Consider the following 24,411-nt stretch of genomic DNA (forward strand, 5'->3'; position numbering starts at 1 on the left):
GGCACCGCCGCGACCGTCGGCTTCGCGGGCCTGACCACCGCCAACGCCAACGGCAACGTGGAAGGGCTTGCGGCGCTGATCTTCTCGCGGTACGTCTGGGCGTTCGAACTCACCAGCGCGCTGCTGATCACCGCGGCCATCGGCGCGATGGTGCTGGCCCACCGCGAACGCTTCGAGCGCCGCAAGCCCTTCCACGTTGCCGTTGGCGTTGGCGGTGGTCAGGCCCGCGAAGCCGACGGTCGCGGCGGTGCCGATCGCCGCGATCAGCAGAACGCCGAAGCCGATCCCGGCCAGGACCGCGGCGATGCGCTGACCGTGCAGCGTTTCCTTCAGGGATTCCGCGGAGTCCACGCCGATCAGCATCAGCACGAACAAGAACAGCATCATCACCGCGCCGGTGTAGACGACGACCTGGACGACACCCAAGAACAGCGCGTCCTGGATCATGTAGAACACCGCCAGGATGATCATGGTCATCGCCAGGAACATCGCTGAGTACACGGCGTTGACCGCGAGCACCACCCCGATCGCGCCGATCAGCGCGAGCGCGCCCAGCACCCAGAACGCCACCGCTTCACCGGTGGAGGTGCGCACGATGGTGTCGGAAGCCAGGAGCTGGCTTGTCACTCCAGTCACCGGGATTCCCCGGCCTTCTCGGTCTCCTTGAGGCCGTCCGCGGTGACGTTGCCCTGGTAGTAGTCCTTGTCGGTGGCACCGGGCGCGCGCGGGTGCGGCGGCGCGGTCATGTCGGGCAGCAGGGGAGCCAGCAGCCGGTCCTTCTCGTAGATCAGGTCGGCGCGGTTGTCGTCGGCCATCTCGTAGTCGTTGGTCATCGTCAGCGCGCGGGTCGGGCAGGCCTCGATGCACAGGCCGCAACCGATGCAGCGCAGGTAGTTGATCTGATAGACCCGTCCGTACCGTTCTCCGGGCGAATACCTGAGCTCCTCGGTGTTGTCCGCGCCCTCGACGTAGATCGCGTCGGCCGGGCAGGCCCACGCGCACAACTCGCACCCGATGCACTTCTCCAGACCGTCCGGGTACCGGTTGAGCTGGTGACGGCCGTGATAGCGCGGCGCCACCGGGCCCGGCTTCTCCGGATACTCCTCGGTGACGTTCTTCTTGAACATCGATCCGAACGTCACGCCGAATCCGGCAACGGCGTCTAGGAACTTAGCCACGTGCTTTCTCCTTGCTCGCGGCCGCCAGGGACTTCATCGGCAGCGGCGGTGTCGGGAATACGGGTGTGGAGGTCTGTCCGGCAGGCAGCTGTTTGGCCTGGCGGCGGAGCTGTCGCTCCAGCGCGCGAATACCCGGCGTGGCGAACGGTTTTCGCAACAACAGCACCAGTGCCGTCGCGAACACGATGCTGCTGACCACCAGCACCGGGGTCCAATGCGCATACCCCTGGTTCTGCATGGTCCGAATCACGGCCGCGATCAACACCCAGACCAGTGAGGCGGGGATCAGCAGCTTCCAGCCCAGCGCCATGAACTGGTCGTAGCGCAGCCGGGGCAGCGAGGCCCGCAGCCAGAAGTAGATGAACAGGAAGGTCCACATCTTGGCGGTGAACCAGAGCACCGGCCACCACCCGGTGTTGGCGCCCGCCCACATGTTGATCGGCCAGGGCGCGTGCCAGCCTCCGAAGAACAACGCGGTGGCCAGCGACGACACCGTCATCATGTTGACGTACTCGGCGAGCATGAACATCGCGAACTTCAGCGACGAATACTCGGTGTGGAAGCCGGCGACCAGTTCGCCCTCGGCCTCGGGCAAATCGAATGGGGCCCGGTTGGTTTCACCGACCATCGAGATCAGGTAGATCACGAACGACGGCAGCAGCAGGAACACGTACCAGACCCGGTCCTGCGCGGCGACGATCTCCGACGTGGACATCGAACCGGCGTAGAGGAACACCGCCGCGAACGACAGCCCCATCGCCACCTCGTAGGAGATGACCTGGGCGGTGGAGCGCACGCCGCCCAGCAGCGGGTAGGTGGACCCGGATGCCCAGCCGCCCAGCACGATGCCGTACACCCCGATGGCCGACAGCCCGAGAATGAACAGCACCGCGACCGGCAGGTCGGTCAGCTGAAGCGGGGTGCGGTGGCCGAACACCGACACCACCGGGCCGAAGGGGATGAACGCGAACGCGGTGAACGCCGGGATCGTCGAGATGACCGGAGCCGCGAAGTAGACGAACTTGTCGACACCGCCGGGGGTGATGGTTTCCTTGAGCGCCAACTTGATTCCGTCGGCGAGGCTTTGCAGCGTGCCCCACGGTCCCGCCCGGTTGGGACCGGGCCGCAGCTGCATCCAGCCCAGGATCTTGCGTTCCAGCAGGATCGCGACCAGCACGTTGAGCATGAGGAACACGAAGATGGCCAGCGCCTTGCCCAGCACCAGCCACCAGGTGTCGTGCCCGAATGCGGACAAGGAGCTCGTCGTCATGATCCCACTCCGATTTTCACTGTGCTGCCCAGGCTTACGCCCAGCTGCCGGTGCACGGCGCAACCCGGCGAGTTCAGCGGAAGCCACACCACCCGGTCGGGCATGTCGGTGATGATCAGCGGCAGGCTGATCGATCCGCGCGGCGTGCTGACGGTCACCGCGTCGCCGTCGGCGGCGCCGATTTCGGCGGCCGTGTCTGCCGACAGCCGAACCGCGGGTTTGCGTGCGGTGCCGGCCAAATGCGGCTCGCCGTCTTGCATCCGGCCGTTGTCGAGCAGCATCCGCCAGCCGGTGAGCACGGCTTCACCCGCACCGGGCTGGGTCGGCTCCGGGGTCGCGACGGACGGGCCGGACGCCCAGCCGCCGTCCCAGGTGCCCAGCCCGGCCAGTTCCGTGCGGGCCGCTTCGGCGGTCGACAGGCCGAGATAGACGCCCATCTCCTCGGCCAGCGCGTCGAGTACTTGGTGGTCGGACTGGCTGGCCTGCGCGATGGTGCCGCGCAGCGCGGGTTCGAAGGGGCGGTAGCGGCCCTCCCAGTTGACGAAGGCGCCGGCCTTCTGCGTCGTCGGCGCGACCGGGAACACCACGTCGGCGCGCTCGGTCACCGCGCTGCCCCGCAGCTCCAGGCTGACCACGAAGCCCGCGGAGTCCAGCGCGGCCAGCACGGCTTGGGGATCGGCGAAGTCGTCGGGTTCGACGCCGCCGACCAGCAGGGCGCCCAGCGTCCCGTCGGCGGCGCCGGCGAGGATGCCCTCGACGTCACGCCCACCGGCGGAAGGCAATTCGGAGACGTGCCACGCCGCCGCGATCTGTGCGCGGGCGGCCTCGTCGTCAAGCGGGCGGCCGCCGGGCAGCAGGGTGGGCAGCGCGCCGGCCTCCAGCGCGCCGCGCTCGCCGGCGCGCCGCGGCACCCACGCCAGCCGGGCCCCGGTGGCGTCGGCGAGCCGGGCGGCGGCGGACAGCCCGCCGGGCACCGTGGCCAGCCGTTCCCCGACCATGATGACCGCGCCCGGGGAGGAGAGCAGGTCGCCCACCTCGCCGGTGCCCAGCGCGTCCAGCGCCGCGGCCTCGCCCCCCGGAGCGGTCTTGATCAGCCGGCCCGACATCTTCACCAGCGCCCGCGTGGCGAACGGCGCGATCGCGTACACCGGCAGCCCGCGCTTGCGGGCGGCCTTGCGCAGTCGCAGGAACACGATCGGGGACTCGTCCTCGGGCTCGAAGCCGACGAGCACCACCACCGGCGCGGATTCCAGATCGGAATAGCTGACATTGCGCCGGCCGGCGATGTGTGCCGCCAGGAAGCCGGCCTCCTCGGCCGAGCTGGGGCGGGCGCGGAAGTCGATGTCGTTGCTGTCCAGCACGATTCGGGCGAACTTCGAGTAGGCGTAGGCGTCCTCCAGCGTCGCCCGGCCGCCGACCAGCACGCCCGTGCGCCCGCGGGCCGCCTCGAGGCCCCGGATCGCCGTGGCCATCGCGTGCGACCACGACGCGGGCACCAGCGCGCCGTCCGCATCACGGATCAGGGGAGTGGTGATGACGTCCGGCTGGGTCGCGTAGGTGAACGCCCACCGGCCCTTGTCGCAGTTCCACTCCTCGTTGACCTCGGGGTCGTCGCCGGCCAGGCGGCGCAGCACCTTGCCGCGCCGGTGGTCGGTGCGCTGGGCGCACCCGGACGCGCAGTGCTCGCACACGCTGGGGCTGGACACCAGGTCGAACGGGCGGGCGCGGAAGCGGTAGGCCGTTCCGGTCAGCGCGCCGACCGGGCAGATCTGCACCGTGTTGCCCGAGAAGTACGAGTCGAACGGCTCGTTGGCGTAGATGCCGACCTGCTGCAGGGCGCCCCGCTCCTGCATGTCGATGAAGGGGTCGCCGGCGATCTGCTCGGAGAATCGGGTGCAGCGGGCGCACAGGATGCAGCGCTCGCGATCCAGCAGCACCTGGGCGGAGATGTTGATCGGCTTGGCGAACGTGCGTTTGACGTCGGTGAAGCGAGAATCGGTGCGGCCGTTGGACATCGCCTGGTTCTGCAGCGGGCACTCGCCGCCCTTGTCGCACATCGGGCAATCGAGCGGGTGGTTGATGAGCAGCAGCTCCATCACCCCGTGCTGGGCCTTGTCGGCGGCCTCGGAGGTGAGCTGCGTGCGCACCACCATGTCGTCGGTGGCGACCGTCGTGCACGACGCCATCGGCTTGCGCTGCCCCTCGACCTCGACCAGGCACTGCCGGCAGGCACCGACGGGCTCGAGCAGCGGGTGGTCGCAGAACCGCGGGATCTGGACGCCCATCAATTCGGCCGCTCGGATCACCAAAGTGCCCTTGGGCACGCTGATTTCGTTGCCGTCGATGGTCAGCGTCACCATGTCCGGCGGACGCTCGGGGCCGTCCTTGGGGTCGCCGGTCTCGGTTTTGGCGGCACTGGTCAAAGTGTCAAGCCTTTCCGTTCAGCATGGAGTCTCTGGGGTCGAACGGGCAGCCACCGCCTTCGACGTGGGCCACGTATTCGTCGCGAAAGAACTTGATCGACGACATCACCGGGCTGGCGGCGCCATCGCCCAACGCGCAGAACGACTTCCCCAGGATGGTGTCGGAGATGTCCAACAGCTTGTCGATGTCCTCGCTGGTGCCCGTACCGGTTTCAAGCCGCTCGTAGATCTGGTCCAGCCAGAAGGTCCCCTCCCGGCAGGGGGTGCACTTCCCGCACGATTCGTGCTTGTAGAAGTACGTCCAGCGGCGCACGGCGCGCACCACGCAGGTGGTCTCGTCGAAGATCTCCAGCGCCTTGGTGCCCAGCATCGAGCCGACCCCGCCCACGCCCTCGTAGTCCAGCGGCACGTCGAGGTGCTCGTCGGTGAGCAGCGGGGTGGACGATCCGCCGGGGGTCCAGAACTTGAGTCGGTGCCCGGCCCGCACTCCGCCGGCGTAGGCGAGCAATTCGCGCAGCGTGATGCCCAGCGGCGCCTCGTACTGGCCGGGCCGAGCGACGTGCCCGCTCAGCGAATACAGCGTGAAGCCGGGCGATTTCTCGCTGCCCATGGACCGGAACCAGTCGACGCCGTTGAGGATGATCGAGGGCACGCTGGCGATCGTCTCGACGTTGTTGATCACCGTGGGGCAGCCGTAGAGGCCCGCCACCGCGGGGAACGGCGGGCGCAGCCTGGGCTGGCCGCGCCGGCCCTCCAGGGAATCGAGCAGCGCGGTCTCCTCGCCGCAGATGTAGGCGCCGGCGCCGGCGTGCACCACCAGCTCGAGGTCGAACCCCGAACCGTTGATGTCGCGGCCCAGGTATCCGGCGGCGTAGGCCTCGGCCACCGCGTTCTGCAGGCGGCGCAGCACCGGCAGCACCTCGCCGCGCACGTAGATGAACGCGTGGCTGGCCCGGATCGCGTAGGCGGCGATGATCACACCCTCGACCAGTACGTGCGGCGTCGCCAGCATCAACGGAATGTCTTTGCACGTACCGGGTTCGGACTCGTCGGCGTTGACCACGAGGTAGTGCGGCTTGGCGGCCGCGCCGGTGTCGCCCTGCGGGATGAACGACCACTTGGTGCCGGTCGAGAAGCCGGCGCCGCCGCGGCCGCGCAGCCCGGAGTCCTTGACGGTTGCGATGACGTCGTCGGGCGCCATGGCCAGCGCCTTCTTCATCGCCTCGTAGCCGTCGTGCCGGCGGTAGGTCTCCAGGGTCCAGGACTCCGGGTCGTCCCAGAAGCGGCTGATGACCGGGGTGAGCGGCGTGGCCTGAGAGGTCGTCATGACGGGCTCCCCGGGGGAGTCGGCGCCTGCATGCCGTGTTCCTGCGCCACTTTCAGCCCGGCCAGGGTGGCCTCGCCCGCCCCGCCCTGGCCCTGGTCCGGGCGCTCGTCGGGCAGGCCGGCCAGGATGCGCGACGTCTCGCGGAAGGCGCACAGCGGGGCGCCCCGCGTCGGCGGCTTGGGCTCACCGGAGCGCAACGAGTCGACGAGTTCGCGTGCCGAGTCGCACGTCTGGTTGTCGAAGAACTCCCAGTTGACCATCACCACCGGCGCGTAATCGCAGGCGGCGTTGCACTCGATGTGTTGCAGGGTGACCGAGCCGTCGGGGGTGGTCTCGTCATTGCCGATGCCCAGATGTTCCTTCAGCGCGTCGAATATCGCGTCGCCGCCCATGATGGCGCACAGCGTGTTGGTGCAGACACCGACGAGGTAGTCACCCGTGGGCCCGCGGCGGTACATGGTGTAGAAGCTCGCCACCGCCGACACCTCGGCGCCGGTCAGTCCCAGCTGCTCCCCGCAGAACTCCAGACCGGCCGGGGTCAGGTAGGAGTCCTCGGCCTGCACCAGGTGCAGCAACGGCAGCAGCGCCGAGCGCTTGTTGGGGTAGCGGCCGACGATCTCCTTGGCGTCGACTTCCAGCCGTGCCCGCACCTCCGGCGAATACGACTGCGGCGCACCCTCGGTGACGAACGCGTTGGGCTCCTCCGGCGGCGGTCCGAGCCGGAGGAAGACCGGCTGTCCCTGCGGGCCGGTCACCGGTCGACCCCGCCCATGACCGGGTCGATGCTGGCGACCGCGGTGATCAAATCGGCCACCATGCCGCCCTCGCACATCGCGGCGACCGACTGCAGGTTGGTGAACGAGGGGTCCCGGTAGTGCACCCGGTAGGGGCGGGTGCCGCCGTCGCTGACCATGTGCACGCCGAGTTCGCCGCGCGGCGACTCCACCGCGGTGTAGACCTGGCCCGCGGGAACGCGGATGCCCTCGGTGACCAATTTGAAGTGGTGGATCAACGCCTCCATCGAGCTGCCCATGATCTTGGCGATGTGCTCGGGTGAGTTCCCCATGCCGTCGGGGCCCACCTTCAAGTCGGCCGGCCAGGCGATCTTGCGGTCCTCGATCATGGTCGGGCCCGGCTTCAACTTGTCCAGACACTGCTCGATGATCTTGATCGACTCCCACATCTCGTTGACGCGAATCATGTAGCGCCCGTAAGCATCACACGTGTCGGCGGTCATCACGTCGAATTCATAGTTTTCATATCCGCAGTACGGTTCGCTCTTGCGCAGGTCGTGCGGCAACCCGGTGGCCCGCAGGATCGGCCCGGTGATGCCCAGCGCCATGCACCCGGTCAGGTCCAGGTAGCCGATGTCCTGGGTGCGCGCCTTCCAGATGGCGTTTTCGTTGAGTAGGCCGCCCATTTCGCGCAGCACCTGGCGCAGCGGCTTGAGGGCCTCGGCGACGTCGGACTCCGCACCCGGCGGCAGGTCCTGTGCCACGCCGCCCGGCCGGATGTAGGCGCTGTTCATCCGCAATCCGGAGATCTTCTCGAACAGGGTCAGCACGATCTCGCGGCCGCGGAAGCCGACGAACATCGGCGTCATGGCGCCCAGCTCCATGCCGCCGGTGGCCAATGCGACCAGATGCGAGGAGATCCGGTTGAGCTCCATCATCATCACCCGGATGACGTTGACCCGCTCCGGGATCTGATCGGTGATGCCGAGCAGCTTCTCCACGCCCAGGCAGTACGCGGTCTCGTTGAAAAACGGTGACAGATAATCCATTCGGGTCACGAAGGTGACGCCCTGGGTCCAGTAGCGGTATTCCAGGTTCTTCTCGATGCCGGTGTGCAGGTAGCCGATTCCGCAGCGGACGTCGGTGACCGTCTCGCCCTCGATCTCCAGGATCAGCCGCAGCACGCCGTGGGTGGACGGGTGCTGGGGTCCCATGTTGACGACGATCCGCTCGCCGGGGTCGGCGTTGCGAGCGGCGTCGACGATCTGGTCCCAGTCCTGGCCGCCGGCGACCAGCACGGTTTCACCGGCGCCGCCTCCGCCGTTGGTCGAGTCAGTGACTGTGCTCATCAGTTGTACGCTCTCCGCTCGTCGGGCGGGGGTATCTGCGCGCCCTTGTATTCCACCGGGATGCCGCCGAGGGGATAGTCCTTGCGCTGCGGATGGCCATGCCAGTCGTCGGGCATCTCGATGCGGGTGAGCGACGGGTGCCCGTCGAAGACGATGCCGAAGAAGTCGTAGGTTTCGCGCTCGTGCCAGTCCGTCGTCGGATAGACGCCGAACAGCGAGGGGATGTGCGGATCCCCGTCCGGCGCAGCCACTTCCAGCCGGACGCGGCGGTTGTGCGTGATCGACTGGAGCGGATACACCGCGTGCAGTTCGCGGCCCGCCTCGTGGGGATAGTGCACCCCACTCACGCCCAGGCACATCTCGAAACGCAGCTCCGGTTCGTCGCGAAGGCGCTGGGCCACCTGGGGGAGCGCCTCGCGGCGCACGTGCAGGGTCAGCTCGTCGCGGTACACCACGACTTTCTCTATCGCGTCGGAGAATTCGACGTCGGCCGCCTGCAGAGCGTCGGCCAGCCGGTCCACCACGTCGTCGAAATAGCCCCCGTATGGGCGGGGAGAGCTGCCGGGCAGCACGACCTCCCGCACCAGCCGCCCGTACCCGGTGGTGTCACCGCTACCGGTGATGCCGAACATGCCGCGGCGAACGTTGATGACCTCACCGTCGGCACGGGGCACGCCGGCCCCTTCGGTCGCCGCTTGCTTCGGGTCGTGGTCGGGCGAGCTCATCGCAGCAGCCCGCGCATCTCGATGGTGGGCCGGGCCGACAGCGCGGCCTGCTCGGCCTCGGCGATGGCGGTTTCCCGGTTGACGCCCAGCGGCATCTCCTGAATCTTCTCGTGCAGCTTCAGGATTGCGTACAGCAGCATCTCGGGCCGCGGCGGGCAGCCGGGCAGGTAGATGTCGACCGGCACGATGTGGTCGACGCCCTGCACGATCGCGTAGTTGTTGAACATGCCCCCGGACGACGCGCACACGCCCATGGCCAGCACCCATTTCGGCTCTGCCATCTGGTCGTAGATCTGGCGCAGCACCGGCGCCATCTTCTGGCTCACCCGCCCGGCCACGATCATCAGGTCGGCCTGCCGCGGCGTCGCCGAGAACCGTTCCATGCCGAACCGCGCGATGTCGAATCTTGGCCCGGCGGTTGCCATCATCTCGATGGCGCAGCAGGCCAACCCGAACGTCGCCGGCCACAACGAGTTCTTGCGTACATAGCCGGCCACCTTCTCGACCGTCGACAGCAGAATCCCACCGGGCAGCTGTTCTTCGAGACCCACGTCTACCTCAATCCCACGTCAGGCCGCCGCGGCGCCACACATAGGCGTACGCCACGAAAACCGTGAGCATGAACACCACCATCTCGACCAACGCGAACGTTCCCAGCGCGTCGTAACTGACCGCCCAGGGATACAAGAACACGATCTCGATGTCGAAGACGATAAAAAGCATTGCGGTCAGGTAATACTTCACCGGGAACCGCTGGCCGCTCGCCGCGTGCGGGCCGCTGACCGGGCTGTCGGTCGGCTCGATGCCGCATTCGTAAGGGGCCATCTTCGACTTGTTGTAGCGCGACGGGCCGGCCAGGCTCGCGATCACCACCGATCCGACGGCGAAGGCCGCGGCTATCGCACCGAGTACCAGGATGGGTATGTAGACGTTCAACTCGCTCCAAGATCTCCTCGTACGGGCCGCCGGTGCGGCGGCCGGGCGGGGGGCCGGGCTGCTGTGACGCGCCCGGGCCGCGGGTGGTCACAGTGACCTCCACAACATAGCGTCGCGAAGGCAGGTGTGCTTTGTCGGGGTGGGGGTATCCGGGAAAGTTTTGCGTCACCGCAACCTGGCGGTCGGGCGCCGTGCGCGAACGACACGCGGATGCGGGCGCGGTGAGACGCTAACGGCGCAGGTGAGGCGCCTTGCGCGGGGCTATCGGGTGGGCGTGCGGAGCAGCCCGAGGACCGTGCGGCCGAGCACGATGGGATCGATGGGGTGCGGCACCGCGGCTTCGGCCCGCGACCAGTTCGCCAGCCAGGCGTCGTCCCGGCGGCCGGTGAGCACGAGGATCGGCGGGCACGTCGCCAGTTCGTCTTTGAGTTGTTTGGCGATTCCCATGCCGCCGGTCGGCGTGGCTTCGCCGTCCAGGATGGCCAAGTCGATGCCGCCCTCGTCCATCTGCCGGACCACCATCGGGGCGGTCGCCACCTCGAGGTAGGTCAGCTCGGGCAGGTCCGGATGCAGATGCTTGCCCAGCGCCCGGATCACTTGCTCGCGGGTTTCGGCGTTGTCGCTGTAGACCAGGATCCGCAGGGCGACGCTGGATTCGGGACTGGAGTCGGACACGCTGCAGATGCTACTGGTGCCGCGCCGGATTCACTGGGCAGCCCGCACGAAGACGGCGTCCGCCGCCGCCGTCGCGGTCGAGGCGACCATGCCGAGGCGGTTCCAGCCCAGGTCGAACTGGGTGCGATCCACCTTGGCTTCCCCCGCGATCCGGATCGAGCCGTCGTCGAGCTCGGTGATCGTGGCGGACAGCGGCAGCGGCGCGGTCACGCCCTTGATGGTGAAGGCGGCCCGGAGGTCGGCGGACTTGCCCTTGGTCGGCTGCACCGCGGTGACGACGACGCTGATCTCACCGAAGCGCTCGACGTCGAAGAAATCGGCCGAGCGCAGGTGCTTGTCGCGACGCCCGATGCCGGTGTCCAGGGAGGCCGCGCGGATGTCGAGGCGGCCGAAGACCGCCCCCGTGCCCGTCAGTTGGCCGTCTCCGCTGAACTCGGTGAAGCGGCCCTTGACCCGCACCAGACCCCACATGTTCCTGATCTTGAAAGTGATGGTCGAGCGGTTCGGGACGAGGTTCCACACGCCGGCCAGGTCGGGATCGTTGAGAAGTGTTTCCAAAGTCGTCATCGTCACCCCCATCTGTCGTGGCGAATCTAACGTCAGCCGAGCAACGGCGCGATATCTGCGGGGTCGAAGTACTCGTCGATCCGGTCCAGCCGGCCGTCGCCGCCCACCCTGATCACGATGCAGACCCGCATCGAGATCGATTGTCCGGCATGACCGGTGGCGTGCAGGACGTGTTGTTGGACGAAGCCGCCCTCGAAGAATCGCCGGTCCAGGATTTCATAGCGGCGCTCCGTCGTCGCGGTGATGAACCAGTCGATGACGCGCAGCGCGCGAGCCTTGCCGTCGTCGCCGCGCGCGCCGACTCGCCAGACCGCGATGTCATCGCTCCACATCCCGTCGACCGCCGCGTAGTCGCCCTTCTCGATCGCCGTGAACAGGCGGTCGGCCGCGTCGGCCACGATCTCCACACTCGCACCGGCCATGGCGCCTGCTCCTATCTCGATGGCCCGGCTCCTTCGCGCGCCGCTGCACGGCCGCGTCGTCGCCCGGCTATTCGGTGTCGTATCCGGGGTGCGCCACCGCCACCCGGCGGCGCACCAAGGTGCGCAGGCACGCGGTGACCTCGCGGGCCCGCCCGTCCATCTCGCCGGCCCGTATCGCGGCGGCCAGCTCTTCCTCGTCGGCGAACCCCAGGTCGGCCAGCGCGGCGCGGGATTCGGCGTCGCTCTCGTCGAGAAGCTCGCGCTCGACGATCCGCAGCGCGTTGGCGGCCACCCGCGCGTGGAAGTTCACCTGCCCGGTGGTGGCCGCCCGCACGTCGGTCTCGAGGAACTCGGCCACCGCGGCCACCAGCTCGGCCGCGAGCGGGCGGCCGTACGCGCCGATCATCGGGCGGCCCCTTCCAGCAGGTCGAGCAGGTCCCACTCGGTCTCGCACACGCGCCGACCGATCGTGGCGAGCTCCACCGAGCGGAACTGGCCGCTCAGGTGCCGCTCGGCCTGGTAGCGGCAGATGACGCCCCAGCGCAGGGTGGCCAGCACGAGCCACCAGTGGAACGCCGCCCGGTCGACGGTGGTCCCGCCGGCTTGCTCGTAGTCCCGCAAGAAGCTCTCGATGCTGCCGAGGCCGCCGGCGCCGAGGCTGGCCGGGGCGCCGAAGCGCCAGGCCCGGATGCAGAACCAGGCCAGGTCGTCGTAGGGGTCGCCGCGGTGCACCAATTCCCAGTCGAGGACGGCGGCGAGGCGGGCCCCGTCGACGATGAGGTTGCCCATCCGGTAGTCGCCGTGCACCAGCACGTCGGCCGATGACTCCGGTCGGCGCGCCTCGAGCCAGCGGAACGCCCATTCGAAAGTGGCCGTGGTGTCACCCATCGCGTCGAGCCGCTCGCGCCACTGCTCGAGCGGATCCTCGCGGGCCAGGCCGGGGATGCCCGGGTCGGCGCGGTGGATGGCCGCCAGGGCCTGTGCGCATTGCCGCAGCAGCCCGGCGCGGGCCGCCTGCCCGCCGGCCTCGTCGAGTTGGCGCTGGATGCGCCGGACGATCGTCTCACCCTCGATCGCGTCGCAGATCAGGAACGGATTGCCCAGGGCGGCAGGCGAATCGTCAGCGAGGAGGACGTGGGGGACCGGCGCGCCTGCGGCAGCGGCGGCGGCCTGGGCGCGTGCTTCCAGCTCCATGCCGGCGTGCACGTCGTCGGGCGCGCCCGTGCGCAGGATCAGCGCGTGGCGTCGCTCGCCGGCGACGGCGTTGAACGCCCACGTCGAGCGGCTGGCGCCCCCGGTCAGCGCGCGCAGGTTCTCCACGGCGACGTCGGCGCCGAGGACCGGCGCCAGCGCCGCGGCGATCTGGGTGGCCAGCTCCTCGGTCGACGTCACTTGCCAAACTTAAACAGCCGCTGGGCCACCCGGCGAATCTGGATCTCCTCGGCTCCCTCGGTGATCCGGTAGCGACGGTGGTGGCGGTAGATGTGTTCGAACGGCTCGTGCCGGCTGTAGCCCAGGCCGCCGAAGATCTGCATGGCCCGGTCGGCGGCGTCGCAGACCAGTCGGTTGGCCCGGTAGTTGGCCATCGACACCTTGTCCGAGACCTCCATGTGGTGGTCGCGGTCCAGGTGCCAGGCGGCGTAGTGGACGAGCAGCCGCACCATCTGGGCCTCGGTCTGCAACTCGGCCAGCGGCCATTGCACGGCCTGGTTGACCGACAGCGGCTTGCCGAACACCGTCCGCGTGCCGGCGTATTCGGCGGCGCGGTCGATGCAGTACTGGGCCGCGCCCAGGCTGCTCGCCGCCTGCCGAATCCTGTTCTCGTGCAAGAAGGTCTGCGCGACCTCCAGGCCGCGGTCCACCTCGCCGAGCACCGCGTCGGCCGGCACCCGGACGTCGGTCAGCGCCACCTCGCCGTGATCGGTCGGCATGTTGAACGTCCACCAGTAGTAGGGCACGTCGAACCCGGGCGCGTCCGTCGGCACCAGGAACGCGGTGATGCCCCGCGCCTGGCCGGCCTCACCGGAGGTGCGGGCGAAGACCAGGTCGTGAGTCGCGCGGTGGACGCCGGTGTTGAACCGCTTGGAGCCGTTGATGATCCAGCCGTCACCGTCGGGTTGGGCGCGGGTCTCCAGCCAGGTGGCGTCCGAGCCGTGCTGCGGCTCGGTGAGCCCGAACGCCATGGAACGTTCCCCCGTGATCAGGGCCTCGGACCATCCCCGCCGTTGTTCGTCGGTGCCGAACCGCTCCATCATGATCACCTGCGGGAAGTTCCCGACGATCGAGGATTCGTTCTGCAGATCGTTGTGCAGGCCAAGACCCTTGTGCGCCAGGTGTTCCCGGATGACGGCCATGTCGACGTTGGTGCCGTCCCGGCCGCCCAGCGACGACGGTAGCCCGTAGCGCAGCCAGCCCGCCTTGTCGGCTCGCCGGCGCATCTCGGCGAGCAGGTCCTCCCACTCGCGCGTCGGAATGCCGTCGTTGTCCCAGTCGGTGCGGGCGTGTTCGCGGCGCTTGTCGAAGTACTGGATGTGCTCGCGCTCCAAGGGTTTGATCTCGGCCTCGATGAACTCGTCCATCTCGGCGAGCAGACCCGGAAGGTGTTCGGGGAGTGTGAAGTCCACAGGTTTCTCCTTACGTGCCGTAAAGCGTTTTCTTCCAGATCGTCGACAGGGTGGCGATGGCGTCCTCATCGCTGATCTTGATGCCCAGGTTGGAGGGGCCGACGAAGACGGTGGTGAAGTTCTCGAACAGCAGGGCGATGGCCGCCGCGGTGTGTTGCGGGTCGAGCTCGGTTCCGTAGCCCTGGTCCTGGGCGCGGCGGACGGAGGCGGCGACGATGTCCATGCCGAAGCGGCGGAACTCGTTCTGGACGGTCGCGAAGCGCCGCTGGGTGGCGGCGAGCTGGGCCACGGCGATCATGATGCCGATGTTTTGTTTGAACATGTTCCAGTAGCCGGTGACCACCGCGGTGAAGAACGCGTCGTCGTCGGGCGATTCGGGAAGCTCGACGCTCAACCCCGACGGTGTGACGACGTCATGCAGGAACGACTCGGCCAGCGCGGCGAGCAGGTCCTCCTTGTCGGCGAAATACCGGTAGAACACCGCGGGCGAGCGGCCCGCCGCCGACGTGATGTCGGCCAGCGTGGTGCCGTGAAAGCCCCGTTCGGCGAACAGCTTCCGGGCGGCCTGCTCGATGGCCTGCCTGGTTTGGCGGCCCTTGGCGGTCAGCGCGTCCGGGGCGGGCATTAGGTCCGGATCCGGTCGCCGGCGCGCAGCAGGGCGCTCGGCAGGTCGTGGCCCACAGCCGATTTGGCGACTTCGGCGGCGGCGATGGCGGCCTGCAGGTCGACGTCCACGCCGATGCCGCTGTCGGACAGCAGGTACACCAGGTCCTCGGTGGCGATGTTGCCGGTGGCGCCGGGCGCGAACGGGCAGCCGCCCAGCCCGCCGACCGAGGCGTCCAGCCGGGTCACCCCGGAGCCGACCGCCGCGTACGCGCTGGCCAGCCCGGAGCCGCGGGTGTTGTGGAAATGGCCGCCAAGCGGCAGGTCGCCGATCACCGGACGCAGTTGCGCGATCAGCGAACTCACGCGCCCCGGCGTGGCGGTGCCGATGGTGTCGGCGATCGACAGGCGGTCGGCGCCCCGGCCGCGGGCGGCCGCGGCCATCTCGAGCACGCGCTCGGGCGGGGTGGGGCCCTCGAACGGTGAGTCCCACGCGGTGGCGATGACGACCTCGACGGTGACGCCGGCGCCGTGCGCGATCGCGACGATCTCGTCGATCGCCTCGGTGGCCTGCGCGCTGGTGCGGCCGACGTTGGCCTTGCTGAACGTGTCGTCGGCGGCCACCACGTACTCGATCGAGCGCAGGCCCGCGGCCACCGCCCGCTTGGCCCCGTTGGGACTGGCCACCAAGGCGGAGAACTCGATGTCGGGGTAGTCGTGCAGGTGGGCCGCGAGCTCGGCGGCGTCGGCCATCGACGGCACTTTCGTCGGCGAGACGAACGCCGTGACCTCCACCTCGCGGACCCCGGTGGCCGCGATCGCGGCCAGCAGTTCCAGCTTGGCCGACAACGGGATCGGCGCCTCGATCTGCAGACCGTCGCGCAGCGCCACCTCGCGGATGGCCACGTGCTGGTTCACAGCACCTCCTCGGCGCGCAGCTCCGCGAGCTCCTCGGCGGTCCTGCCCAGCAGCCCGACGTAGACGTCGTCGTTGTGCTGGCCCGGCCGCGCCGGCCCGGCGTTGCGCACGCGGCCCGGGGATTCGGAGAGCACCGGCACGATGCCCGGCCCGAGAACGTTGCGCCCGATCCGTTCATCGAAGTGCTCGACCAGCATGCCGCGGGCCCGCAGCTGCGGGTCGTTGACCACCTCCGCGACCGTGTTGATCGGACCGGCGATCACCCCCGCGGCACTGAGGGTTTCGATGATGTCAGCGGGCCGGCGTTCCGCGGCCCACGCGCCGATGATCTCGTCGAGCTCGTCCTGGTTGCGGCCGCGCGCGCCGTGGGTGGCGAACCGGTCGTCGATGGCCAGCTCCGGGCGGCCCATCGCCTTGCACAGCCGGGCGAAGACGGTGTCCTGGTTGGCGGCGATCACCACCCACGAGCCGTCGGCGCTGCGGTAGATGTTGGACGGCGCGATGCCGTCGAGCCGGGTGCCCGACGGCCCGCGCACCACGCCGGCGAGGTCGTAGTCGGGGATGGTGGATTCCTGTACGGCCAAACAGGATTCGGTCAACGCGACATCGACCACCTGGCCGCGCCCGGTGATGCCGCGGCGGTACAGCGCGGCCACCGCGCCCTGGGCGCCGAACATGCCGGCCAGGGTGTCACCGAGCGAGAGCGCGAGCCTGGGCGGCGGGCCGCCGGGGAAACCGTTGAGGTGGCGCAGGCCGCTCGCCGCCTCGGCGACCGAGGCGTAGCCCGCCTTGTGCGCGTCGGGTCCCGTCTGCCCGTAGCCCGACACCCGGACAAGGATGATGCCCGGGTTGCGGGCGCTGAGCACGTCGTAACCCAGGTCCCATTTCTCCAGCGTGCCCGGGCGGAAGTTCTCCACGACGACGTCGGACTTCGCGACCAGCTCCAGGAACAGTTCGCGGCCGCGGGGCTTGCGCAGGTCGAGGGTGATGGCTCTCTTGTTGCGCGCGTGCACCGTCCAGAAGACGTGCTCCCCGTCGGCCTCGGCCTGGCCCCAGGTGCGCAGCGGGTCCGGGGCGCCGGGGGGTTCCACCTTGATGACGTCGGCGCCCATGTCGCCCAGCAACCGTCCGGCGAACGGGCCCGCGATCAGCGTGCCCAGCTCGAGCACCCGGACGCCGTCCAGCGGCCCGGTGGGCGTCACTGCGCCCCCGCGAAGTCGTGCCGGACCAGCCAGTCGGTGACGAGATCGACGGCCGCGCGCAGCTTGTCGCGCTGGTCGGGGCCCGCGTAATAGTGGGTGGCGCCGGGGATTTCGTGCATCTCCTTGTCCTGGTGCCCGATCGCGTTGAACAGCCGCCTGGTGTGGCTGGGCGTGCAGGCGTCGTCGGCCAGATTACCGATGACCAGCGCCGGGACCGCGATGTCGGGCCCGCAGGCCACCCCGTCGCCGCGGGCGTCGTCGTAACTCCATTGCGAGAGCCAGCCGCGCAGCGTGGAGAAGCGGGCCAATCCGACCGGGCTCATGTTCACCACCTGAGGATCCCCCAGGTAGCAGGTTCCCGGGACGCGTTCGTTGGGATCGACGGTCGGGTCCAGCCAGCGCGGGTCGGCCATGGTGCCATGCACGACGAAGCAGAACTCGTCTTGCTCGCGGCCGGCCGCCTTCAGCTCGGCGAGCTTGTCCTTGACCCACGCGGTGATGCGCCGGTTCCGCATCACCTGTGCGTTGCGGTACCGGGCCAGGAACTCCTGGCTGTAGGGCGGCTGGTTCGGGTTGTCCGGGTTGTACAGGTCCAGCTCGGGATCGCGCTTGGTCGGATCGGATTCGTCGAGGATCGACGCGTCCAGCCATTCGGTCAGCGTGCCATGCCGGCTGATGTGCGCGGCCAGCAGCATGATGCCGTCGGCGGCCGGCAGCTCCAGGGCGGTCAGGTCGGGGCCGTCGCCCGACGGGCTCGACGTGATGGTGGGGTGCTGGGCCTGCTGCTGGTAGAACATCGACAGCGAGCCACCGCCACTCCACCCGGCCAGCACCACCTTGGTGTAGCCCAGCCGCTTCTTCGCGTCCTTGATGCACTCGCCGAGATCCTCGACCACCTTCTCCATCAGGAGCGCCGAGTCGGTGCCGCGGAACCGGCTGTTGCAGTAGATGACATGGTGGCCGGCCCGGGCCAGCGCGTTGATCATCGGCAGGTAGGCGCCGCCGCCGATCGGGTGCATGAACACCAGCACGGTGTCCGACGGCTTGTCTTTCGGCTTGAGCAGGTAGCTCTCCAGCACGGTGATCTCGGCCAGGCCGCCGTACACGTCGCGGACGCCGGAATCGTTCTGGAACGCAATGAGATAGGGGATTCGCTCGTATTCGTGGCGGGTCGTCATGGTCAGTGTTGTCCTAGGTCGTGCGCCAGCACCTCGGCCGACGGGGTCAGTCGCCGGCGGGTGTCGACGGCGATCACTTGCCAATCGACGCGGGAGTACTCGTCGAACTTGCGGCGCGCCCGTTCCCGCGCCTTCTCCGGTGCGCCGTGGTGAACGCCTTGCGGCGCATGGGAAATCAGGCCCGGCGGCATCGGGATGCCGTAGAGCGAGCCGCCGTGGAAGAAGGCGATCTCGTCGTAGTCGACGTTGCGGTGGTACCACGGCGTGCGCTCGGTGCCGGCCACGCCTTCGGCGGGCTTGGGCAGGAAGTTCATCACGTAGACGCCGGTGGCCTGCATGAAGAGGTGCACGGTCGGCGGCAGGTGCACGCTGTCGGAGGTGACCACGTTGTAGTCGTCGATGTTGAAGGTGAACGCGAAGTTGTCGCCGCGCCAACCTTCGACGTCGAGCGGATGGTGTTGGTAGAACAGGGTCGTCGGGCCGCCCTCGTGCATGAGCCGCACCTCGTATTCCTCGCGCCCGTCATCGTCGATGGGCGCCGGGTCGGGGATCGTGGCCTGCGACGGGTCGAACGGGAAGTGCCGGCCCAGTGGCCCGGGCGGCGGCACCCGGAACTCGTCGGTCGCCTCGACCATGAGCAGCGTCGTCTCCTCGTCGGGCACCTGGCGCCAGGTGCACGCCTTCGGCAGGTAGAGCCAGTCGCCCCCTCGGTAGCGCAGCGGCCCGAACTCGGTTTCGACCAGGCCGGCGCCCCGGTGTACGAAGCACAGCAGGTCGCCGTCGACATGGCGGACGAAGAACGGCATCGGTTCGTGGCGACGGCTCAACAGGATTCGGCAGTCGGCGTTGCTGAACATGAGCAGCGGACCGCCGTTGGCGTCGGTGGCGTCGGCGGGCTTGAGCTGTTCCGCGAGCACGTCGACGGGGCGCAGCGGACCGACCGACCGGTAGGCGGTGGGGTCGTGGCGGCGGTACAGGTTCGCGGTGCGGCCGGTGAATCCGTCCCGCCCCAGCTCGTCGTCCTTGAGCCCGTCGAGGTCGGCGTGCAGGCGTCGCGGCGTCTTGCCTTTTCGCATGTGGACGAAGGATTCCATGGCTGACCCCCGGGGGCTCGCTGGGACAAAACTGAAAGTGACATTACTTTTTGTTTCTGGCCGGCACAAGGGCCCGGCCCTCCGCGAGACATAATCCATTGCGACCCGACACGGCGTGTCTTCGCTGACGTTTATGTGTCGCCGATCGACCGGCACATCGCGTCAGTCGCGGACGCGCACCACGACCTTGCCCTTGGCGGTGCGGTTCTCCAGCGACGCGACCGCGGCGGCGGCCTCGTCCAGGGGGTAGACCTCGGGGGTGGGGGCGGCCAGCTCGCCCGAGCTGAGCAGCTTCTCGAGGCCGGCCCATTGCTCGGCGAGCGCGTTCGGATGCGTCGCCGTCCAGGCGCCCCAGCCCACGCCGACCACGTCAATATTGTTGAGCAGCAACCGGTTCACCTTCACCGTCGGGATATCCCCGCCGGTGAAGCCGACGACGAGCAGCCGTCCGCCGGGGGCGAGCGAGCGCAACGAGTCGGTGAAGCGGTCGCCGCCGACCGGGTCGAGTATTACGTCGACGCCGCGACCGCCGGTGAGCTCCTTGACGGCATCCTTGAACCCGTCGGCCAACACCACGTCGGTGGCCCCGGCGGCCGTCGCGACGTTCGCCTTCTCTTCCGTGCTGACCACCGCGATGGTGCGCGACGCCCCGAGCAGCGACGCCAGCCGCAGCGTCGACGTCCCGATGCCGCCGGCGGCGCCGTGCACCAGCACCGTCTCGCCCTGGGCCAGCCGGCCCCGCACCGTCAGCGCGAAGTACACCGTCAGGTCGTTGAACAGCAGGCCGGCGCCCGCCTCGAAGCTCACGTTGTCGGGAAGTTTGAACACCCGGTCGGGTTGCAGGATCGCGACTTCGGCCATGCCGCCGGACAGCATCGTCAGCCCGACGACCCGGTCCCCGGCCCGCACGTGCGCGCCGTCCGGCGCCGAGCGGACCACGCCGGCGATCTCGGCGCCCAGCACGAACGGCGGCTCGGGGCGGTACTGGTAGAGGCCCCGGGTGAGCAGCGCGTCGGGGAAGGCGGCACCGGCCGCGTGCACCTCGACGACGACACCGTCACCCGATGGTTCGTCGATCTCCGCCACCTCGATCGCGTCCGGACCGTCCAGCCGAGTCACCCGCGCAGCACGCATGGTCGGACAGCCTACTGCCGACTCAAAAACCGCCGGCGACCCGCACCACCGCCCGCCCGGTGAACTTGCCGGCACGCACCTGATCCAGCACATCGACGACGTCCTTGATGTCGACGTCGCTGGTGAGCAAGTCGAGGTGACGCGGCCGCAACGAATCACCCAGCAGCGCCCACAGTTTGCGGCGCCGGCCGATCGGCATCTGCACCGAATCCATGCCCAGCAGCGCCACGCCGCGCAGGATGAACGGCATCACCGTGGTGCGCAACGCCGGCCCGCCGGTCAGGCCACTACAGGCCACCGCCCCGCCGTAGTCGACGGCGCTGAGCACGTCCGCCAGCGTCGCGCCGCCGACGCAGTCCACCGCGGCCGCCCACCGCGCCTTGGCCAACGGCCGCGGTTTGGCGTCGGGATCCTCGGGCAGTCGGCCGATAACCTCCGCGGCGCCAAGCTCTTTCAGCAGCCCGGCGGCACCCTCTTTGCCGGTCGAGGCCACCACCCGGTAGCCCGCGGCGGCCAACAGGTCCACACTGACCGAGCCCACGCCGCCGGAGGCGCCCGTGACGACCACTGAGCCGGCGCCGGGTTCGATGCCCCAGTCGATCAGCGCTTGCACGCTCATGGCGGCGGTGAAGCCGGCTGTCCCGATCGCCGCGCCCTCGTGCGGGCTCAGCGCGCCGAGCGCGACGACCTGGTCGGCCGGCAGTCGCACGTATTCGGCGTAGCCGCCGTGGTGGCCGGTGCCGATCTGGTATCCGTGCGCCAGCACCTGCTCGCCGACGGTGAAGTCCGCCGAACCGGATTCGACGACCTCGCCGGTCAGGTCGATGCCGGGCACGACGGGGTAGCTGCGCACCACGCCGCCGCCCGGGGTCAGCGCCAGCGCGTCCTTGTAGTTGACGCTCGAATAGAGCACCCGGATCGTCACCTCACCGGGTGGGAGGTCGGAGCGGCTCAAAGTCTCGACCGAGGCGGTTATCCGGTCACCATCTTCGCGGGCGACGAGCGCTTGAAACGTGTCCATGCACCGACGCTAACCTCACCGTATGGATTCCTTTCCACTCGGTCGCTTTTCGGTCTCCCGGGTGGGCTTCGGCGCGATGCAGTTGCCGGGGCCCAACGTCTTCGGCCCGCCGCGGGACCGCGACGAGGCGCTCGCCGTGCTGCGCCGGGCCGTCGAACTCGGCGTCGACCACATCGACACCGCCCAGTTCTACGGTCCCGACGTCGCCAACGAGCTCATCCGCGAGGCGCTGCATCCCTATCCGGAGAACTTGGCGCTGGTGAGCAAGGTCGGCGGCCGGCGCGACGACAGCGGCGCCTGGTTACCGGTCGACGAGCCGGCCGACTTGCGCCGCGACATCGAGACCAACCTGCGCACGCTCGGCGCCGACCAATTGGCCGCGGTCAACCTGCGCGTGTTCGAAAGCGACGGGCCGGATCAGCTTTTCGACGACCAGCTGTCGGTGATGATCGAAGCCCGCGACGCGGGACTGATCGGGGGGATCGGGTTGAGCAACGTCAACCGCGATCACCTGCTGCGCGCCTTGGAGCGCACCGAAGTCGCCTGTGTGCAAAACGCATTCAACCTCGTCGACCGCGGATCGGCGCCCGTGCTCGAGGAGTGCACGACACGCGGCATCGCGTTCGTTCCGTTCTTCCCGCTGGGGGCCGCCTTCATCCGGCCCAACCCGGTGCTCACCCACCGAGTGGTCGTCGAGACCGCCGACCGGCTCGGGCACACGCCCGCGCAGGTCGCGCTGGCGTGGACGCTGGGCGTGGCGCCCAACGTGCTGCTGATCCCGGGCACCTCGTCGGTGCGCCACCTCGAGGAGAACCTCGACGTCGCCTCCATCGAGCTGGACGACGAGGTCCGCGAGCAGCTGGACGCGATCGGCGCCTAAGTTTCGCCGAACGTGCACTCAGGGCGAAGAAATCGCCGAATTTCCGCCATGGTTGCACGTTCGGCGCAGACCGGTCGCTATTTGAGCTCGGCCGACGACAGGCCCAGCAAGCGGCGGGCGACCACCAACTGCTGGATCTGCTGAGTGCCCTCGAAGATGTCGAGGATCTTGGAGTCGCGCGCCCACTTCTCCAGCATCGATTGCTCGGAATAGCCTGCGGTGCCGGCCAATTCGACAGTCTTGAGGGTGACGTCGCTGGCCATGCGGCCGGCCTTGGCCTTGCTCATCGACGCCTCTTTGGAGTTCGGGATCTTGTTGTCGGCCTGCCACGCCGCGCGCAGCGCGAGCAGGTAGGCGGCCTCCCAGTCGGCCTCCATCCGCAGGAACTCGGCCGCCGCGGCGCTCTGGGCGTGCGAGGGCTTGTCGTAGGAGATCTCCACGCCGGCCTCGGTCAGGATCTTGCGGATCTCCTCCAGGGCGGCGCGGCCGACCCCGATGGCCATGGCGGCCACGATGGGCCTGGTGTTGTCGAAGGTCTCCATCACGCCGGAAAAGCCCTTGCCCACTTCGATTTCCGGGTTGCCGAGCAGGTTCTCCTTCGGGATCCGGACGTTGTCGAATCGGATCGCCGCGGTGTCGGAGCCCTTGATGCCGAGTTTGCGTTCGAGCCGCTCGACGGTCACGCCCGGGTGCTCGCGCGGCACGATGAACGACTTGATGGCCGCGCGCCCCTGCGACTTGTCCAGCGTCGCCCACACCACGATGTGGGTGGCGCGCGAACCGGCTGTGACGTAGATCTTTTCGCCGTTGATCACGTACTCGTCGCCGTCCAGCTTGGCCGTGGTCGACACCGCCGCGGAGTCGGAGCCGAAGCCCGGCTCGGTGATGGCCATCGCCGCCCACACCTTGCCCAGGCGTTCCAACTGTTCCTCGGTGGCCACCGCGGAGATGGCCGCGTTGCCCAGGCCCTGGTAGGGGACCGACAACATCATCGCGACGTCGCCCCAGCAGGCCTCCAGGGTCTGCAGCAGGGCCGCCATGTTCGCGCCGTTGTGGTTTTGGTCCCTGTCCTTGTTCTCGTCGCCCAGGTTGTCGGCCCCGGCGAACTCGATGGATTCCGAGGCGCCCGCGAACAGGTTGTACAGGGTGTCGAGTTCGACCGGGTAGGCGTGTTCGGCCAGGTCGTACTTGCGGGCGATCGGCCGCATCAGTTCCGCGGCGCCCTGATGCGTCTTGACGGCCACCGCCTGCAGTTTGCGGGGCAGTTCGAGATTGATTGCCATGATTGGTCTTTCGGCTCGAGTTGAATGACGACTTAGATGACGACGACGCCCTCGGCCACGCCGATGGCCCGCAGGTCGCGGTACCAGCGCTCGACCGGGTGTTCCTTCGTGAAGCCGTGGCCGCCGAGCAGCTGCACGCCGTCCAGGCCGATCTGCATGCCCTTGTCGGCGCCCAACCGCTTGGCCAGTGCCGCCTCGCGGATGAAGGGCAGGCCCTGCTCGGCGCGGGCGGCGCCCCGCCAGGTGATCAGCCGCAGGCCGTCCAGCTCGATCGCGATGTTGGCGCACATGAACGCGACGGCCTGACGGTGGGCGATCGGCTCGCCGAACGCTTCGCGCTCCTTCACGTAGGGCACCACGTAGTCGAGGACCGCATGCGAGGTGCCGACCGCCAGTGCCGCCCAGCCCAGCCGGGACAGCGCGAGAGCCTCCGAGTAGTCGTCGTCGGTGGCTTCGTCCTCACCGAGGCGCGCATTCAGCGGCACCGAGACGCCCGAGAGCTCCACGTGACCCAGGGCCGCCGCGCGGATGCCCATGCTCGGATCCGCCTTGACGGTAAGGCCTTTCGTCGACGACTCGACGATGAACAAGGCCGGCTTGCCGTCCAGCTGGGCGCCGACGATGAACAGCTCGGCGTCGGCCGCCGCCGGAACCAACGACTTCACGCCGTCGAGGCGGTAGCCGCTCGGTGTGCGCACCGCGGTGGTCTTCAGCTGGGTGGGGTCGAACAGCGGTTGCGGCTCGGCGATGGCGACGCAGGCCTGCGGAACGTTCTCGCCCGCGAACTCGTGCAGATACGTGGCCTGCTGGTCCGCGCTGCCGATTCTGGCCCCGGGCGGTGTGGCCGCGGCGCTCACGCACTGGGGCA

General features: G+C 69.0%; 25 protein-coding genes and 1 pseudogene. 1 reads left to right on the plus strand and 25 read right to left on the minus strand.

The genetic code is table 11. The features are described from left to right. From A5691_RS22640 to A5691_RS22750, 23 genes and pseudogenes are all read right to left on the minus strand, one after another. A partial coding sequence (locus A5691_RS22640) for an NADH-quinone oxidoreductase subunit J (RefSeq protein WP_231969205.1) occupies window positions 1-627 on the minus strand: 627 nt, incomplete at its 3' end. 5 nt (window positions 628-632) lie between these two features. Next, a pseudogene (gene nuoI / locus A5691_RS22645) lies at window positions 633-1,199 on the minus strand (NADH-quinone oxidoreductase subunit NuoI); the annotation flags it as partial. Continuing rightward, window positions 1,171-2,433 carry an NADH-quinone oxidoreductase subunit NuoH gene (gene nuoH / locus A5691_RS22650; RefSeq protein ID WP_067757103.1) on the minus strand — a complete coding sequence of 421 codons (1,263 nt, stop codon included), beginning with the start codon at window positions 2,431-2,433 and terminating at the stop codon, window positions 1,171-1,173. The gene nuoH and the pseudogene nuoI, both read right to left, overlap by 29 nt. 11 nt (window positions 2,434-2,444) lie before the next feature. Continuing rightward, on the minus strand, window positions 2,445-4,871 hold the full coding sequence (locus tag A5691_RS22655; RefSeq protein WP_067757072.1) for an NADH-quinone oxidoreductase subunit G: 2,427 nt from the start codon (window positions 4,869-4,871) through the stop codon (window positions 2,445-2,447). Window positions 4,872-4,875: 4 nt separating this feature from the next. Further along, a complete protein-coding gene (gene nuoF / locus A5691_RS22660) occupies window positions 4,876-6,198 on the minus strand; it encodes an NADH-quinone oxidoreductase subunit NuoF (protein ID WP_067757069.1) in 1,323 nt (440 codons plus the stop codon). Further along, a complete protein-coding gene (gene nuoE, locus A5691_RS22665; RefSeq protein ID WP_067757066.1) occupies window positions 6,195-6,953 on the minus strand; it encodes an NADH-quinone oxidoreductase subunit NuoE in 759 nt (252 codons plus the stop codon). The genes nuoF and nuoE overlap by 4 nt, the downstream gene beginning before the upstream one ends. Continuing rightward, window positions 6,950-8,281 (minus strand): NADH dehydrogenase (quinone) subunit D, encoded by a 1,332-nt coding sequence (gene nuoD, locus A5691_RS22670; RefSeq protein ID WP_067757063.1) that lies wholly within the window; start codon window positions 8,279-8,281, stop codon window positions 6,950-6,952. The genes nuoE and nuoD overlap by 4 nt, the downstream gene beginning before the upstream one ends. Continuing rightward, window positions 8,281-9,006 carry an NADH-quinone oxidoreductase subunit C gene (locus A5691_RS22675; RefSeq protein WP_067757059.1) on the minus strand — a complete coding sequence of 242 codons (726 nt, stop codon included), beginning with the start codon at window positions 9,004-9,006 and terminating at the stop codon, window positions 8,281-8,283. Before A5691_RS22675 ends, nuoD begins: the two co-directional genes overlap by 1 nt. Then, complete coding sequence (locus tag A5691_RS22680; RefSeq protein WP_067271408.1) at window positions 9,003-9,557, minus strand: NADH-quinone oxidoreductase subunit B family protein; 555 nt, start codon at window positions 9,555-9,557, stop codon at window positions 9,003-9,005. Before A5691_RS22680 ends, A5691_RS22675 begins: the two co-directional genes overlap by 4 nt. Before the next feature lie 7 nt (window positions 9,558-9,564). Continuing rightward, window positions 9,565-9,942 carry an NADH-quinone oxidoreductase subunit A gene (locus tag A5691_RS22685; RefSeq protein WP_067271405.1) on the minus strand — a complete coding sequence of 126 codons (378 nt, stop codon included), beginning with the start codon at window positions 9,940-9,942 and terminating at the stop codon, window positions 9,565-9,567. Window positions 9,943-10,203: 261 nt separating this feature from the next. Then, a complete protein-coding gene (locus A5691_RS22690; RefSeq protein ID WP_067271403.1) occupies window positions 10,204-10,617 on the minus strand; it encodes a response regulator transcription factor in 414 nt (137 codons plus the stop codon). A 30-nt stretch (window positions 10,618-10,647) separates the two neighbouring features. Continuing rightward, window positions 10,648-11,184: a YceI family protein gene (locus tag A5691_RS22695; protein ID WP_067757100.1), complete on the minus strand. Its 537-nt coding sequence runs from the start codon at window positions 11,182-11,184 to the stop codon at window positions 10,648-10,650. A 32-nt stretch (window positions 11,185-11,216) separates the two neighbouring features. Then, the gene (locus A5691_RS22700; RefSeq protein ID WP_067757055.1) at window positions 11,217-11,606 is read right to left on the minus strand and encodes a nuclear transport factor 2 family protein; all 390 of its coding nucleotides are present in this window, start codon (window positions 11,604-11,606) and stop codon (window positions 11,217-11,219) included. A gap of 67 nt (window positions 11,607-11,673) precedes the next feature. Continuing rightward, window positions 11,674-12,012: a DUF6285 domain-containing protein gene (locus tag A5691_RS22705; RefSeq protein WP_067757052.1), complete on the minus strand. Its 339-nt coding sequence runs from the start codon at window positions 12,010-12,012 to the stop codon at window positions 11,674-11,676. Continuing rightward, window positions 12,009-12,998 (minus strand): phosphotransferase family protein, encoded by a 990-nt coding sequence (locus tag A5691_RS22710; RefSeq protein WP_068015475.1) that lies wholly within the window; start codon window positions 12,996-12,998, stop codon window positions 12,009-12,011. Before A5691_RS22710 ends, A5691_RS22705 begins: the two co-directional genes overlap by 4 nt. Continuing rightward, the gene (locus tag A5691_RS22715; RefSeq protein ID WP_067784555.1) at window positions 12,995-14,230 is read right to left on the minus strand and encodes an acyl-CoA dehydrogenase family protein; all 1,236 of its coding nucleotides are present in this window, start codon (window positions 14,228-14,230) and stop codon (window positions 12,995-12,997) included. Before A5691_RS22715 ends, A5691_RS22710 begins: the two co-directional genes overlap by 4 nt. A gap of 10 nt (window positions 14,231-14,240) precedes the next feature. Beyond that, on the minus strand, window positions 14,241-14,855 hold the full coding sequence (locus A5691_RS22720) for a TetR/AcrR family transcriptional regulator (protein ID WP_067784553.1): 615 nt from the start codon (window positions 14,853-14,855) through the stop codon (window positions 14,241-14,243). Next, window positions 14,855-15,751 carry a hydroxymethylglutaryl-CoA lyase gene (locus tag A5691_RS22725; protein WP_068266794.1) on the minus strand — a complete coding sequence of 299 codons (897 nt, stop codon included), beginning with the start codon at window positions 15,749-15,751 and terminating at the stop codon, window positions 14,855-14,857. Before A5691_RS22725 ends, A5691_RS22720 begins: the two co-directional genes overlap by 1 nt. Continuing rightward, window positions 15,748-16,953 (minus strand): CaiB/BaiF CoA-transferase family protein, encoded by a 1,206-nt coding sequence (locus tag A5691_RS22730; protein WP_067784546.1) that lies wholly within the window; start codon window positions 16,951-16,953, stop codon window positions 15,748-15,750. Before A5691_RS22730 ends, A5691_RS22725 begins: the two co-directional genes overlap by 4 nt. Then, window positions 16,950-18,131, minus strand: a complete 1,182-nt coding sequence (locus A5691_RS22735) for a S9 family peptidase (RefSeq protein WP_067757038.1) — start codon at window positions 18,129-18,131, stop codon at window positions 16,950-16,952. Before A5691_RS22735 ends, A5691_RS22730 begins: the two co-directional genes overlap by 4 nt. A gap of 2 nt (window positions 18,132-18,133) precedes the next feature. Beyond that, window positions 18,134-19,225: a homogentisate 1,2-dioxygenase gene (locus A5691_RS22740; protein WP_067784543.1), complete on the minus strand. Its 1,092-nt coding sequence runs from the start codon at window positions 19,223-19,225 to the stop codon at window positions 18,134-18,136. A gap of 162 nt (window positions 19,226-19,387) precedes the next feature. Next, entirely contained in the window at window positions 19,388-20,359 is a 972-nt protein-coding gene (locus tag A5691_RS22745; protein ID WP_067757032.1) for an NADPH:quinone oxidoreductase family protein, read from the minus strand. 22 nt (window positions 20,360-20,381) lie between these two features. Next, window positions 20,382-21,380 (minus strand): acryloyl-CoA reductase, encoded by a 999-nt coding sequence (locus A5691_RS22750; protein ID WP_067757029.1) that lies wholly within the window; start codon window positions 21,378-21,380, stop codon window positions 20,382-20,384. 22 nt (window positions 21,381-21,402) lie between these two features. Here A5691_RS22750 and A5691_RS22755 point away from each other — a divergent pair, with 22 nt between their 5' ends. Beyond that, entirely contained in the window at window positions 21,403-22,260 is an 858-nt protein-coding gene (locus tag A5691_RS22755) for an oxidoreductase (RefSeq protein ID WP_067784540.1), read from the plus strand. Window positions 22,261-22,337: 77 nt separating this feature from the next. Here A5691_RS22755 and A5691_RS22760 read toward each other — a convergent pair whose 3' ends face one another. Then, complete coding sequence (locus A5691_RS22760) at window positions 22,338-23,543, minus strand: acyl-CoA dehydrogenase family protein (RefSeq protein WP_067784537.1); 1,206 nt, start codon at window positions 23,541-23,543, stop codon at window positions 22,338-22,340. A gap of 32 nt (window positions 23,544-23,575) precedes the next feature. After that, the coding region (locus A5691_RS22765; protein ID WP_197508526.1) for an acyl-CoA dehydrogenase family protein at window positions 23,576-24,411 on the minus strand (836 nt) is incomplete at its 5' end.

This window comes from Mycobacterium sp. E183 (assembly GCF_001667735.1).
Taxonomy (GTDB): domain Bacteria; phylum Actinomycetota; class Actinomycetes; order Mycobacteriales; family Mycobacteriaceae; genus Mycobacterium.